The sequence below is a fragment of the Burkholderia sp. LMU1-1-1.1 genome, from assembly GCF_040675865.1.
In the GTDB taxonomy this organism is placed as follows: Bacteria; Pseudomonadota; Gammaproteobacteria; order Burkholderiales; family Burkholderiaceae_D; genus Rugamonas.
Genome location: NZ_JBEGHG010000045.1, coordinates 55,780 through 69,105, shown reverse-complemented (window position 1 = coordinate 69,105; position 13,326 = coordinate 55,780). Strand labels below are relative to the sequence as shown.

General features: G+C 56.3%; 9 protein-coding genes and 1 pseudogene. 9 read left to right on the top strand and 1 reads right to left on the bottom strand.

Annotation, left to right across the window (positions count from 1 at the left end):
• The first annotated feature begins 138 nt into the window (after nt 1-138).
• The 8 genes from tssF to MRBLMU1_RS23805 all read left to right on the top strand — a co-directional run bounded on the left by tssF (nt 139) and on the right by MRBLMU1_RS23805 (nt 11,487).
• Nucleotides 139-1,977 carry a type VI secretion system baseplate subunit TssF gene (tssF, locus tag MRBLMU1_RS23840; protein ID WP_363506757.1) on the top strand — a complete coding sequence of 613 codons (1,839 nt, stop codon included), beginning with the start codon at nt 139-141 and terminating at the stop codon, nt 1,975-1,977.
• A 36-nt stretch (nt 1,978-2,013) separates the two neighbouring features.
• Nucleotides 2,014-4,644, top strand: a complete 2,631-nt coding sequence (locus MRBLMU1_RS23835) for a type VI secretion system Vgr family protein (protein ID WP_363506754.1) — start codon at nt 2,014-2,016, stop codon at nt 4,642-4,644.
• Nucleotides 4,645-4,650: 6 nt separating this feature from the next.
• Nucleotides 4,651-5,490: a DUF4123 domain-containing protein gene (locus tag MRBLMU1_RS23830; protein ID WP_363506751.1), complete on the top strand. Its 840-nt coding sequence runs from the start codon at nt 4,651-4,653 to the stop codon at nt 5,488-5,490.
• Nucleotides 5,491-5,531: 41 nt separating this feature from the next.
• Nucleotides 5,532-8,054, top strand: coding sequence for a T6SS effector BTH_I2691 family protein (locus tag MRBLMU1_RS23825; RefSeq protein ID WP_363506748.1), 2,523 nt, complete (start codon nt 5,532-5,534; stop codon nt 8,052-8,054).
• On the top strand, nt 8,054-9,151 hold the full coding sequence (locus MRBLMU1_RS23820) for a DUF6708 domain-containing protein (protein ID WP_363506745.1): 1,098 nt from the start codon (nt 8,054-8,056) through the stop codon (nt 9,149-9,151). Before MRBLMU1_RS23825 ends, MRBLMU1_RS23820 begins: the two co-directional genes overlap by 1 nt.
• A 269-nt stretch (nt 9,152-9,420) precedes the next feature.
• The gene (locus MRBLMU1_RS23815; RefSeq protein ID WP_363506742.1) at nt 9,421-10,236 is read left to right on the top strand and encodes a DUF6708 domain-containing protein; all 816 of its coding nucleotides are present in this window, start codon (nt 9,421-9,423) and stop codon (nt 10,234-10,236) included.
• Between the two features lie 66 nt (nt 10,237-10,302).
• On the top strand, nt 10,303-10,560 hold the full coding sequence (locus MRBLMU1_RS23810; RefSeq protein ID WP_363506739.1) for a PAAR domain-containing protein: 258 nt from the start codon (nt 10,303-10,305) through the stop codon (nt 10,558-10,560).
• A gap of 504 nt (nt 10,561-11,064) precedes the next feature.
• Nucleotides 11,065-11,487, top strand: coding sequence for a hypothetical protein (locus MRBLMU1_RS23805; protein WP_363506736.1), 423 nt, complete (start codon nt 11,065-11,067; stop codon nt 11,485-11,487).
• Here MRBLMU1_RS23805 and MRBLMU1_RS23800 read toward each other — a convergent pair.
• Nucleotides 11,414-12,183: pseudogene (locus tag MRBLMU1_RS23800) on the bottom strand (DNA cytosine methyltransferase). The gene MRBLMU1_RS23805 and the pseudogene MRBLMU1_RS23800 overlap by 74 nt on opposite strands.
• Nucleotides 12,184-12,320: 137 nt before the next feature.
• Between MRBLMU1_RS23800 and MRBLMU1_RS23795 the strand changes: the two are divergent.
• Nucleotides 12,321-12,761 carry a very short patch repair endonuclease gene (locus MRBLMU1_RS23795; protein WP_363506733.1) on the top strand — a complete coding sequence of 147 codons (441 nt, stop codon included), beginning with the start codon at nt 12,321-12,323 and terminating at the stop codon, nt 12,759-12,761.
• Nucleotides 12,762-13,326 lie beyond the last annotated feature (565 nt).

Genomic DNA, 13,326 nt, shown 5'->3' with positions numbered 1-13,326 from the left:
TTGCGTTTCCGCCGTTGACTCCGGCACCTTGCGTCACCTCAAAAACGCCCCCCTCCCGCCATGACATGATCGACATCCTGCGCAGTCCGTTCGTTGCCTTCAGGCATCGAAGTTGCGCACTCTGCGATGGATGCCGCGATGGAAAAACTACTGCCGTACTTCGAACGGGAACTGAGCCAGCTGCGCTGCATGGGCGCCGAGTTCGCCGGCCGGTATCCCCAGCTGGCCGGCAGCCTGCGGATACGCGGCGAAACCTGCGCCGACCCCCACGTCGAACGCCTGATCCAGTCCTGCGCCTTCCTCAACGCCAGCGTCGCCAAGCGGCTGGACGACGGCCACTCCGGCTTCACCGAAGCGCTGCTCGGCATGCTGTACCCGCACCACCTGCGTCCGATGCCATCGTGCTCGATCGCCCGCATCGACTACAGCCAGGCCCCGAAAAACTCGGTCAGCAGCGTCACCGTGCTGCCGCGCGGCGCCGCCATGAAATCGCTGGCGCCCAACACCGTCAGCTGCGGCTTCCGCACCGTCTACGACGCCACGGTCGCCCCGGTCGCCGTCGGCGCGGCATGGTTCGAACCGCACATCCAGGTGCCGTCGACTATCTCACTGCCGTCCGAAGCCGGCGCCGCGATCTGCATCACGATCGAAAGTACCGGCGTCGCGCGCGGCCTGGCGCTCCAGGGCCTGGACACCCTGCGCGTCTTCATCGACGCCGATGCCACGCTGCGCGCCACCTTGCGTGACGCGCTGTTCATGCGCACCGCCTGCGCCTGCGTGGAGGCCGACGGCCAATGGCGCATGCTGGCCAAGCCTCCGATCTCACAGGTGGGCTTTGCCGACGACGAAGTGCTGCTGCCGCCCGCCACTTCCGAACACCGCGCGTATCGCCTGCTCAGCGAATACTTCGCCTTCCCGGAAAAATTCGACTTTTTCGACATCGACCTTGGCGCGTTGATCGCCGCCATTCCAGCCGATTGCACCAAGCTGACGCTGCGCCTGGCGCTGGCCGATGTCCGTCCCGCCACACAAGCAGCGCGCGTGCTGCGCACACTGACCGAAGCGAATCTGGTTCTCGGCTGCACACCCATCATCAACCTGTTCGAAAAAGCGGCCAAGCCCATGTTGATCCGCGCGGCCGCCGCGCGCCGCAGCTACCCGGTGGTGCTGGACGCGGTGCCGCCCGGCGACTGCGAGATCTACAGCGTCGACGCGGTGCAGCTGGTGAGAAAACAGCAGCAGGGCAGCAGCATCCAGGACTTCGCGCCGTACTATTCACTGCGCCAGGGATCGACCAGCGGGAAAGGCCACTACTGGCTTGAACAGCGTGACGATCTTGGCGGCGGCACTGATCACGGCGTATCGCTGACGCTAGTCGACCAGGAACTATCGCCGCTGCGTATGGAGCACGGCACGGCATCGGTACAAGTCACCTGCACCAACCGCAACCTGCCGCAAAACCTGCAGCACGGACGGACCGACGGCGACCTGCGCGCGGTCAAATCCACCGGCAACTTCCCGGTCCGCATGCTGCGCCGGCCGACCATGTCGCACCCGCAGGCGTCGCACGGCAACAGACTATGGGGACTGATCGCACATCTGGCACCGAACCACCGTACGCTCACGCAGGAAGGCCTGCCCGCGCTGGCCGCGACGCTGCGGCTGTACGCGCAGCGCGACAACGCCACCGCCCAGCACCAGATCGAAGGCATCACCGGCCTGTCGCACCGCCCGGCCACGGTTTGGATGCGGACGCCCACCGACAGCGCCTACCTGCGCGGGATCGAAGTGACGGTCACCCTGGACGAAGCGGCGTATGCCCACACCGGCGTCCACGTCTTCGCCCAAGTGCTGGATCACCTGTTTAGCCTGACCGTCCACTTGAACAGCTACACCCAGCTGGTGATCGTTTCCCAAGCCAGCGGCAAGGAAGTGCTGCGATGCGCACCGCGCAGTGGCGCCTTGCCGCTGGCCTGACGTCCGCCACATCCGCCGCATACCAGAGGAGCAAACGTGGAACGCGATAACGACTTTTTCAGCTTCATGAGCATGCCCAAGGAGCTGGTCACCTTCAACCGGCCGATCCGGCTCAAGCTCGATCTGCCGGGCGGCATCAACGACGACATGCTGCTGCCGCAGCGCGTGTTCGGCACCGAGACGCTGTGCGGCGGCATCGACTACCGCATCCTGTGCGTCTCGTCCAACGCCACCTTGCCATTGAAGCAGCTGATCGCCGTGCCGGCCGCGCTGCAATTCGTCACCGACCAGGGAGATCTGCGCAGCGTCTGCGGCATCGTCACCGAAGCCAGCTCCGGCGACAGCGACGGCGGCCTGGCCAGCTACCAGCTGGTGCTGCGCGACGCCCTGGCGATCCTGGAAAAGCGCATCAACACGCGCGTGTTCCGCCAGATGGATGAAGTGGAGATTGTGCGGCAGATCCTGCTGGAATGGCGGCACAAGAGCTCCACGCTCGGCGTCTGCTTCACGGACGAAGTGGACGAGGCGTTCCATCTGCAGGAGTATCCCAAGCGCGAATTCACCATGCAGCACAACGAATCGGACGCCGCCTTCATCCGCCGCCTGCTCAAGCGCAGCGGCATCGGCTGGTACGTGCGCGCGGAGGCCAACGGCGACGTGCCGACGCACACGCTGGTACTGTTCAACAGCGCCGACAGCCTGCGCCAGAACGTCGCCGGCACCATCCGCTACCACCGCGACGCCGGCACCGAGCAGCGCGACACCATCACCTCCTGGGGCGCGGTGCGCAGCCTGCAACCGGGCGTGGTGACGCGGCACAGCTGGGACTACCGCTACTCGCAGGGGCCGGACTACATGATGGCGCAGGCCAGCAGCGGCGTCGATCAGGGCGTGAGTGGCAACGAGCTGGCCGCCAGCCTGGATGACTACCAGGTGATGATGCCGCACGCCGGCGACGACGTCGACGACTTGTGCCGCCTCGGCAAACTGCACATGACGCGCCACGATTTCGAATCGAAGTGCTTCCACGGCGAAGGCAGCGTGCGCGATCTGTGCGCCGGCGAATACTTCACCTTGAGCGGACATCCGGAGGTGGACCAGCACCCGCGCGAGGAACGCGACTTCGTCGTCACGGCTTTACAGGTGAACGCGCAGAACAACCTGCCCAAGGCGCTGGCCGAGCGCGTGGAGCGCCTGTTCTCGCGCAGCCGCTGGACGCAGGGCGCGCAGGAGCCGCAGGTGCAAAAGGACGTCGCGGACAGGATGGCGTTGGGCGCGCTACGCATGCACATCCAGTTCACGGCGGTGCGGCGCGGCGTGAAGATCGTGCCGGCGTATGACGCGCGCACCGACCTGCCGCAGGCGCTGATGCAAAGCGCGATCGTCGTCGGGCCGAAGGGCGAGGAGGTGTATTGCGATCAGATGGGGAGGGTGAAGATTCGTTTTCCCGGTACGCGGGCGGCGGATCATGTGCATGCGGATGGCTCGGGTGCGGCGGGTGACGATGGTGATTCGGCCTGGGTGCGCGTGGCGTCGAATTGGGCGGGGAATGGGCCGGGGAGCGTGGCGCAGTGTGGAACTATCGGCCTGCCGCGCGTGGGAACCGAGGTGCTGGTCAACTTTCTTGGTGGCGATCCGGACAAGCCGGTGATCGTCGGACAAATCTACAACCAGCAGGCACAGCCGCCAGCACTAAGCGACCAAGGCGACCTGCCTGGCAATCGCTACCTCTCGGGGATCAAGAGTCGGGAAATCAAGGGCTCTCGCACTAATCAACTGCGATTTGACGATACGCAGGGGGAGATCAGTGCCCAGCTATCAAGCGACCACGGCACCAGTCAGCTCAATTTGGGATTTTTAACCCAGCCTAAAAATCAGGGGTACGGCGAGCCGCGTGGTGAAGGGGCCGAGTTGCGTAGCGAGTTGGCGGTGGCTGTGCGAGGCGCCGAAGGCGTGCTCATAACCGCCGAAGCGGGCGGCGGAAATAGCGGTAAACAGCTTGATCGTGCAGAGCTGACGCGAGTATCGCGGGGCGTAAAGACGCTGGCGGGGCAACTTTCAAAGTTGGCTGAAAAGTTCACTCAGGAAAACCCTCGGAGCGAGGAGCTTGGTCAATTGGTAGAGGCCGTCCAGCAACTTGAAACCACCGCGTCCCGCATCGTCGCGTTGAATGGACCAGCCGGCGTTGCGATTGGTAGCGGCCTGCATGTGCTGATAGGGGCTGCCGCCGGAGTTGATGTGGTGAGCAGCGAGGATACCTACCTGTCTTCTGGAGGGAAAACGGTAATTCTAAGTTCTCGAGGAACCAGCTTGTTCGCCAATCAAGGTGACATGAAGATAAATGCGGCCAGCGGCAAGGTTCAGATTCAAGCGCAGAACGAAGCCTTGCAGATGCTCGCGAACAAGGTTCTGGAGATTATTAGCACCACCGACTGGATCAACATCCGCGCCAGGAAAGGCGTGCGTATTAACGGGGGTGGCACAGAGCTGGTCTTAAGCGCCGACGGTATAAAAGGTTACACCGACGGCAAGCACGAGATGCACGCTGCCGATCATCAAACCATGGGGGCAAGTAGCCGCAAAGCCGAATTTCCGGGTTCTAAGACATGCGCAACACGGGCTGCGGGCGCAGCGCAAAGTGGCGAGTCTTCGGTTCCGCTCGAATGAAACGCCATGACTCCGATAACTGATCCGACGGCAGAAATTTCTTCGGGATATCTGCTGATTGACACCCTTAATCTGCCCCGTTCGCTCGGTTGCGATCCATTGCCTATGCGTGTCTGTGTCGCGCCTGACTTAACCAACATTATGAGCCTATTGCCTGGCGTGGTCGACATCGAGTCCCTCAACGCTGATCAGCTTTTGACTGTTCGGGAAATCATGGAGTTGCAGACTGCTGGGAGACATCCTTGGGCGATTTGTGGCGTCCTTACCTCAGATCTCAATATCGAAGAGCTAGCAAAACACATCGCCAGTCTCCTAAGCGTAGTCGACGACGAAGACCGGGCGGTGCTATGGAGATTTTTCGATCCGCGGGTTTTCTCCCTCTTGCTAACGATATACAGCGCTGAACAAAAAAACGCGTTGCTGGGGCCAATCCGGGAATGGCGCTTTGCTTGGCGCGGTCACTGGTGGTTGGCAAACGGCGAGGGTGATAGTCCCGATTTGTTGCGCAGCTTCGACGTCGCTTGGCCCACCAAGGTGCAATGGCCGCTTCTAAGACTGAGCAAGCTATTGGATCAAGTTCTCTTGCGGTTGGAGTCTGATGCAGCGATAGCCGCATGCGATTGCTTGGATGTGCAGCACAGGGCTGTCGTTTTTCTCAAAGAGGCAGCGACCGAGATGAATTTTTCGGAGCCCAACGAAATGATCGATTACGCGTTCATGTGCGTGCGGCACGGACCAGCCTTCCTGTCCCATCCTCAGTTTAAGCACGCTAAGGCGGACTTGGCCAGCGGCGAGTTGAATTGGTGGACCTTCAAAAATCTCCTCGATTTGCGAACCTTGCCGTAGCCAGGCAAGGAAATTTCTAACAACTTTAAAGGAGTTTCCAGATGACTCAAACAGGCTGTCCCTATTGCGACAGGAAAGGATTGTTCATCTATCCCGTCCGTTATGCAATTGCTTGTCCTGCTGGGGCGGCAGGAGTTCCAGGCTTGAGCGGGAATTTCAAGATTGAGGATGGCCCTGCAAATATTGGCGAAGTCAAATATGCCCTTCGCGCTGTGCGCCCCGGGTATCTCTATACCTATGATGAGAAGCGCGGCATTTTAAAAGGCTACCTCGTAATGCCAAAGGGAAATTTATGGAGTTTCTCTATAGATCAGTCTGCACCGACTGAGGCTCCTCGACACATGAACTGCACGGATAGCATTGATGTCACCATGTCATATTGCGTCGACATTCTTCACTCTGAAAAGAATCCAGCAGGTACCCTCTGGATTGGGTGGTCTAACTCAGGTTGGACACCGAATTTGATAAAAATGGCTAGGCAATCTAGTAGTTGGAGAAGTAAACATATGCAGCGCATTGATGTCGCTGCCATGATTGACGGTTACGCAGCGCACACCGGTGAATTTTCATCTGCTAATGTGAATGTCGCTCATTTCTCAACCGATGTCAGAAGTATGCAAAGAGCTTTCGGTTTTAGTAACACAGCAATAACGCACGAGACTCGTCAAGGACGATCAGCTGAGAAAATCACGACCGGACTCCGTCATCGTTCATATAAACAGAAGGGCTATATTGTTGCTGTTGACGATCCTGTTGGAATAGCAAACGATTTTAGTGAATTAACCGTCCCGTCCGATAGCAACGGTTTCGACGAAAAAATATATCGCGCAAAAATAATCGATGATCTGTTAAGGCAAACCGAGAGTTCGATAAGAGCACGCGCGAAACACGAATATGCGGAAGAAAATGCTGCTCTTTCTTACACAAAAACAACTGCCTACAAAAGTAGTCACCGGTCATTCGGTGAAAAAATGGGAGATATGTTGATAGGTGGAGAGCAATATGAAAAAGAGCGCAAACTACACATGAAACGATACGAAGAAACTCGGGGACAGATGGAGAAGTTGGCAGCAGACAAGGCATGGAACGAGCTTACAACGATCGACGGCGCACCACTGCTAGACGATGAGCAGAGACGCAGATTGCCGCAGCTGTACGAGAATTCGATCAAAGCTTTCGAGCCAAGGGCGTTAATATTAGCGGAGGCCCACGTAAACTGGCTATCCTCACTGCAGCTAGCAAACTGGATGGAAGGCAATCACGACGCCGAAGACCTTGCCAGTGGTTTCGCTTTTCGGGAATCATTAGCGCAGTGTATTGGCAAAGGGGTAGGGACAACTGCATGCCAGACGCTGCTGAGCCAATGGTTGAACTCGCCCAATACTGCGGATCGCCGCAACCTATATTTGCGTGCGTTGATGTTTAATCACGAAAAAATTGCCGAAGCGTCTCAAGCCATGATCGGTGGCGGAGATATAAAACTTGAGAATGTGTTTAGTATATATCAAGGTGCTATGGCACGCCTCCAGGGTGGTCACGCGGCGAAATTGCTCGATCATCTTGTTCTAACGACCGCCAACATCCTAGTCAAGGCTTTGACTAAATCGGGTAAGAGCGTAAGTAAGAATGTGACAACTATCAGCCTTTCTTTGCTTGGGCGAGTCAAAGTAGAAGCATTTAATCTTAGCGTCTATGACGCCAGAAATTGGTTGGTTGAACAAGCCAAAGCAAGCGGCGTACAGCTTTCAACCGGATCTTCCCAAACGAAGTCGGACGCGCTCAAAGCGGCGAAAAAGGTAGTGCCTTTCGCGAATCACGATCCTGGGATATGTGCTTACCAAATGGATTTGGCTCAGCTCGAGCGAGATGGAAGAATAACGCCCGGAACGTTGAAGGCAATAAGAATTCCTGGATTTGACTTGACGAGAAAGTGGCTTAGTTCATCGGAACTGAATATCGCTTCTGTCGCAATTGTTCTTCAGACCGTAGCCCTCTTTTTTGCAGTTTCAGAATATAAAGATTCAGATCGGTTTGAGTCTTCTACTACAGGCTATACGGCAGCCATTGCATCGATGAGTCTTAGCGCGGCCATAGTCGAAGCGACCGCATCTGTTCTCGACACTAGCCCAGGCCACCCTTTGTCAGCTTATTTGTCTGGTCATTGGGGGGTCACTACGAGTACCGCTAAAAAAGTGATTCTAGTTGCAAAAAAAGTTGCGCTTGTAGCTGGCGTACTTGCAGCAGTACTTGATTTTTATTCTGCGTACACGGCATGGCAAAAGGGAGAGCAAACGCTAGGTATCCTTTATGCCCTCTCCGGGGTTGCTGGAGCGACTCTAACTTATGCCGCATTTTTTGTCGGAGCGATATTTTTCTGGCCAGCATTTGTGGGGGCTGCTGTTATTGCAATAATACTCTCTATACATAAACAAGGAATGTTGAAAAAGTGGATTTCCCATTGCTTTTTCGCACGAGGGACAAGTGGCGGTCAGTCAGCATCAATTTATTACCATTCCCTTGATGAGGAGCTCCAAGCTTACGGTAACGCTATAGGAGGAACGTGATGGACGAACGTTTTTTTTCAGCTAAGTTAGGCTGCCCGATTCCTGAGTGGGATTCTCAGCATAGATTGCCCCTACACGAACCGGTCGGGCCTGATGTGAAAGATAGTGCAACCATATTCAGAATTAATTCTATCTACATGGATGTCAGTGACCAACCTCACTTGATGAGGCAATGGTACGCTGGTGCAACGCTCACGGCTTGTTTATTTACGGCGATTTGTAGTTATGGTCCATATATGGTTTTAGTAAGCCACAGAGCAAAATACTTTGACTTTGCGGCGATTGCGGGAACCGTGATTTTTATAGTGCTTCCGTTCTTCTTTGCTTCCTTGGCCATATATTCCGGGCGTGACGAATTTTTCTGGTTAAAACGGCGCCCGATACGTTTCAATCGGATAACGAAAAAAATTTATGCTGTCCGTCACCGGCGCCACAGAAATGCCGAGCTGGAGGGTGATATCTGCTGGGAAGTGCCTTGGGACGAGCGTTCAGTGTTCTGCATCCATAGGGGGCCAGTCAAGCTTGATCTGGGTGAACACTACCACATTCGTTACTATCAACTCGATGAAAAGGAGAATGTCGTTCGGTCGTTTGCCGTTGGACGGGAATGGCAGGGAATCGACGGAATGAGTGATCTTCTGGCACAGTGGAATTTCTGGTGTACCTACATGAATAAGGGACCAGAAGGACTTCCTCCGCCACTGCTTTTTCTGTCAGAACGTGAAAATCTATTGGAGAGCTTTTTGTGCTGTCTTCACGAACTGGGACTTGACCTAGTGCCGAGAGTTCGTGCGATCTTTAGCCCGTTCGCCGCACTGCTGACCACTTATCGCGCGGTGGCGATGTTCACATGCCGGGATCCGATATGGCCCGCAGCCGTGCTTGAACTTAGCGACATTGAGATATCGGACTTTCACGCTCAGCCAAGGGGCGGTACACCGATAGGTTTCGCTGCTACCGCGCGCGCAAGGCGCGAAGGGCGATATCCGTTGGCACCATGTTGCGTTACCCCGGATTGGTCAGGAGAGTCGGACTCAATCATCAACGCTCGACGCTGGATGCACGACTCAACGCTTTTAACTGCAGTGAGAGGCTAGTGATGGACGAGCGAGTTTTCAGGGCGAAGGTCGGGAGTCCCATACCTGAATGGGATATTGAACATAGGTTGTCCCTGGACGGAAATGTCGGCCCCGAGACTGCTGATAGTGGCACTGTCTTTAGGCTCAACTCCACTTATATGGATGTTAGCGATCAACCCCACATGATGAGACAGTGGTACGCAGGAGGGACGTTGGCAGCGTGTCTTATGGGCCTTCTTTTTTCATGGGGAACCGTCGTTGTCTTGTTCACGCACCCACCCAGATACATGGACGCGGCGGCGATCTTTGCAATAACAGTGTTCGTGCTAAGCCCGTTGTTCCTTTTTGGGGTAGCCATACGTTTCGGTCGAGATGAATTTTTCTGGCTAACACGTCGTCCTATTCGGTTCAATCGTGAGACGCAAAAAATTTATGCAATTCGTCATCGACGCTATCGAAACGCAGCTGTTGCCGGCGATATTTGTTGGGAAATCCCGTGGAGTGAACGTTCTGTATTTTGCGTTCATAGAGGACCAGCGAAGCTCGATTTAGGTGAACAGTTCCACATTCGCTGCTACCAGCTCGATGAGAAAGACAACGTAATTCGGGCGTTTGCACTCGGACGTGAATGGCATGGAGTTGACGGTATGCGTGACCTGCTGGCGCAGTGGAATTACTGGTGCGTGTACATGAACAATGGGCCAGAAGGTTTGCCTCCACCATTGCTGTATTTGGCGGAATACGAAGATATTGGCGAGAGCTTCTTATGTTGTCTGTACGAGATGGGGTTGAAACTCGGCCCGGCGATCCGGGCCATGTTCAGCCCGTTTGCCGCTGCTCTGACGAGTCCGCGCTTGATTTCGATGTGGACGTGCCGCGATCCAGTCTGGCCTAAAGGTGTTTTGGAGGTCAGTGCTGTGCGAGTAGGGGACGCCCACGCACAGCCAATTGGAAGTACGCCGATAGGCTGGGCCGAAACTGCACGAGCAAGGGCCGCGGGACGCTATCCTTTAGCGCCACATTGTATGAGCGTGGATTGGTCGGGCGAGGCTGACCCAATCGTCAATGCTCAACGCTGGATGGGAACTACTGAGCGAAATTAGGTTTGGAGTGCTTCGCAAGGATGTGAGCTACTTCTACGTTGTTAAATTTTGCCAGGAGGATTCACTATGAAAAACAGCAAGGGTCTTGGCGTAATTCGTTTGGGTGATTCGACATCGCACGGTGGCAAAGTCATCTCGGCGGCGGCGGATTTCAAAGCGCTTGGAAAAGCGATTGCGCTTCACGGTGATGAAGCCACCTGCCCGCAATGCAAGGGGACTTTTGCGATTCAAGTGCCGTCGAGCGATCGAAAGCACCATGGGAAGGCAGTTGCGTATCACGGCGACAAGACCGCCTGCGGTGCAACGTTGATCTCATCCATATAGCCCATCGCTGATTCCTTGCAACCCAGCCGCCAAGGATGCGGTCAGCCAGGGCACCAAACTGTCGGCCCGGCTCAACGAGCACGCGCAAGACGTGCACCAACTGAACCTGGAGAGCTTCTCCACGCCGGCGGGCGGGGCGTCGAACTGGAGTTGGCCGGCGACGCTAGTCCTGAGCAGCTCGCATGCGCGATCGGTGATCATCGACGCCAGCTCCATTGGCGCAGCGTTACCATCCCTGTAGCAGGATTACCTGAAACAACATGGCCTCGTTGTTTGCGGCCAGAGGCGTAAGTGCAATTGGTGGGCCAGCTTGGTAAGCTTTTTTTTCGAAACAGAAGATATTTTTAGTTGAACTAAGGTCTAACCGATTTTGCTCTGCAAGGTAAAAAGTTGCCGATGTGGGGTCGCTGTCTCGGGAATCGTTGGCCACTTGAGCCATGGTTGTCTGCGATAGCGCTGCTACGCCAATTACCTTGCCTGCTCGGCTCACACATGGAGCAACCGATGACCAAGACCTATATGCCCAAGTTGTTTTTAAACCACGATGAATTGTTAGCCGTCGCTCTCTACGTCATGACGTCCCAAGCGGCAACCCCATACGAGCGCTTGTCAGGTGGGCAACTGCGCATCACCATTGATCAAAATGGTGTCACATTGTTGAAAGAAAAATCAACGCCATCGTATGCCTACGTCCAAGAAGGCGGTTCGGCGTCGGAATTGTATTTGCACGAATATGAGACCAAGGTAGACGCGATGGCCGGTCGAGTTAAGTGCGCATCAGCTGGGGCTTACAAGACCGGTGGGATTGTCGAAATACCCCCATGTTTACGGTTATTGGGAGACGTTTTTTTCGCTACAGCGGAGGCGCTCGTCGGAACGGTCCCGGGCTTGGCTCTCTATGAAGACGGGGAGGTCGGCGGCATTTGATCTCGACGTCCTCGGGCCGGGGCGGCCGGTGACGCGTGGCCACCTTGTGCCGCTCCCAATACTCCCCGGATGCCCATTGCGACAACAACAGCGCGTCGGCGCTGTGCCTCTCGGCCGGCGGCGTCCACAGCTTGTCCTCGTCCGCGAGGAAGCCGACAAAGAACACGCACATGCGCTTCTGCGGCACGCCGTAGTTGGCCGCGTTCACCCGCTTGAACGTGACCCGGTACTCGCTGACGGAGCCCGGCTTGTTCTTCCACTTGCGCACGTGGGCAAGGTGGTCGCCCGTTGCTCCTTCGGCTTGACGGTCAGCGACGGAAACTCCAGCTGCAGCAGGATAGTCGAAGTAGTCTGCGAAGGCGGCGCGCGTGAGGCCCTGCACGTTCTCGAAGACGCACGCGCGCGGACGGGCCTCCCGCACGGCGCGCACTGCCTGCGGAAACATGTCGCGCTCGTCCAGGAAGCCACCGTGATTGCCGCCCATGGAAAGGGCTGGCAAGGGGGACCGCCAGTGATCAGATCGATGCCGTCGAAGGCGTTGTACTTGAAGTGCTTGACGTCGACTTCCGTCACGTCCGGCCGATGGATCGGCGCGACCTCTTGTTGCTTGGTGTGCCGGATGGTGTTGCAGGCGTGCGTGTTCCACTCGACCACCGCGCGATGGCGCGCATCGTTGCCGGAAAACCCGAGCGCCATGCCCATCAACTCCGATGTGCAGATTGTACTGTGAATTAATACAGTATCCAATGCGCGTTGTTTGCTCATCCTCAAAATACTCTTGAATATTTTATGGCAGGTGCAATCCTCCTCTTGTCATTGAAGAGGAGGGCAAAATGGTTGACTCGCTGGATCAAGCGGCGCGCAGCGCTGTCATGGCGCGGATACGAGGTAAAAATACTCGTCCGGAGATGATTGTCAGGAAACTGGTGTTTGCTGCAGGCTACCGTTATCGACTGCACGTCCGAAAGCTGCCGGGCTCGCCGGATCTAGTTTTCCCTGCGCGCAAGAAGGTGATCTTTGTTCACGGCTGCTTTTGGCATCGCCACGATAACTGCGCGGCGTCACGAATACCGCAGTCGCGTACGGACTTCTGGAGCGAGAAGCTTAATGGCAATAAAGCGCGGGATCAGCGAAACCAGGAGGCGCTTATCGACGCGGGATGGCAGATACTCGTGATTTGGGAATGCGAACTGGGCGATCTGACCATGCTGGGGGAGCGGCTGCGGCTTTTCCTAGGACCGCCGGGCATTGTCGCTGGGACTGGGCGCAAATAGTGTGGTCTCGCTCCCGCGTTGATTGCTCAGTGAAGTCTCGAATTATTTAGTAAGCGTCCCATCAGCGCCTCTCAAGCGCCGTGGCGATTCACCGATGATGGCGTCACCCCGCTGGGAAGCGGCGTGATCTCAAAGGCTACTGGTGAGCCGCAATAAGACCATGTTGAGAAATGCCATACGGCCGGACGAAGGTCTACCCGCTAGGACTATCAAAGTGAGTATTGGTGAGCTTTCCCGCCAAACATCCTGCTACCCTATCGGTTGATTCCTCACAGCACAACTGTTTGCCATTGCCCTCTTGAAAATTCTATACTATTGTGTGGCGGTTCGATGAAGAAGGCTGCACCATGCTCACAAATGTCAGCGGGTGCGAGAAGCTTCACCGCGGCACGCAGGTAGTAGGCTCCCAAGAGATTATGACAAGCTCGTCGCTGCGAAGATCCCCACCTTCAGGGGCGGGGGCGTAGCGCTTCTCCGAATTCGAGATCGTAGGTGGATCAGGTCGCAGGCGCGAGAAGGCAACGAGGAAGATATATGAGCAGCACAATTCTATTAGATAGTACTC

What these genes read in the sequence shown, in the direction of transcription:
- MRBLMU1_RS23810 (WP_363506739.1), top strand. Translation starts at nt 10,303, where the DNA reads ATGAAAAACAGCAAGGGTCTTGGCGTAATTCGTTTGGGTGATTCGACA.
- MRBLMU1_RS23830 (WP_363506751.1), top strand. Translation starts at nt 4,651, where the DNA reads ATGACTCCGATAACTGATCCGACGGCAGAAATTTCTTCGGGATATCTG.
- MRBLMU1_RS23805 (WP_363506736.1), top strand. Translation starts at nt 11,065, where the DNA reads ATGACCAAGACCTATATGCCCAAGTTGTTTTTAAACCACGATGAATTG.
- tssF (WP_363506757.1), top strand. Translation starts at nt 139, where the DNA reads ATGGAAAAACTACTGCCGTACTTCGAACGGGAACTGAGCCAGCTGCGC.
- MRBLMU1_RS23825 (WP_363506748.1), top strand. Translation starts at nt 5,532, where the DNA reads ATGACTCAAACAGGCTGTCCCTATTGCGACAGGAAAGGATTGTTCATC.
- MRBLMU1_RS23815 (WP_363506742.1), top strand. Translation starts at nt 9,421, where the DNA reads ATGGACGCGGCGGCGATCTTTGCAATAACAGTGTTCGTGCTAAGCCCG.
- MRBLMU1_RS23820 (WP_363506745.1), top strand. Translation starts at nt 8,054, where the DNA reads ATGGACGAACGTTTTTTTTCAGCTAAGTTAGGCTGCCCGATTCCTGAG.
- MRBLMU1_RS23795 (WP_363506733.1), top strand. Translation starts at nt 12,321, where the DNA reads ATGGTTGACTCGCTGGATCAAGCGGCGCGCAGCGCTGTCATGGCGCGG.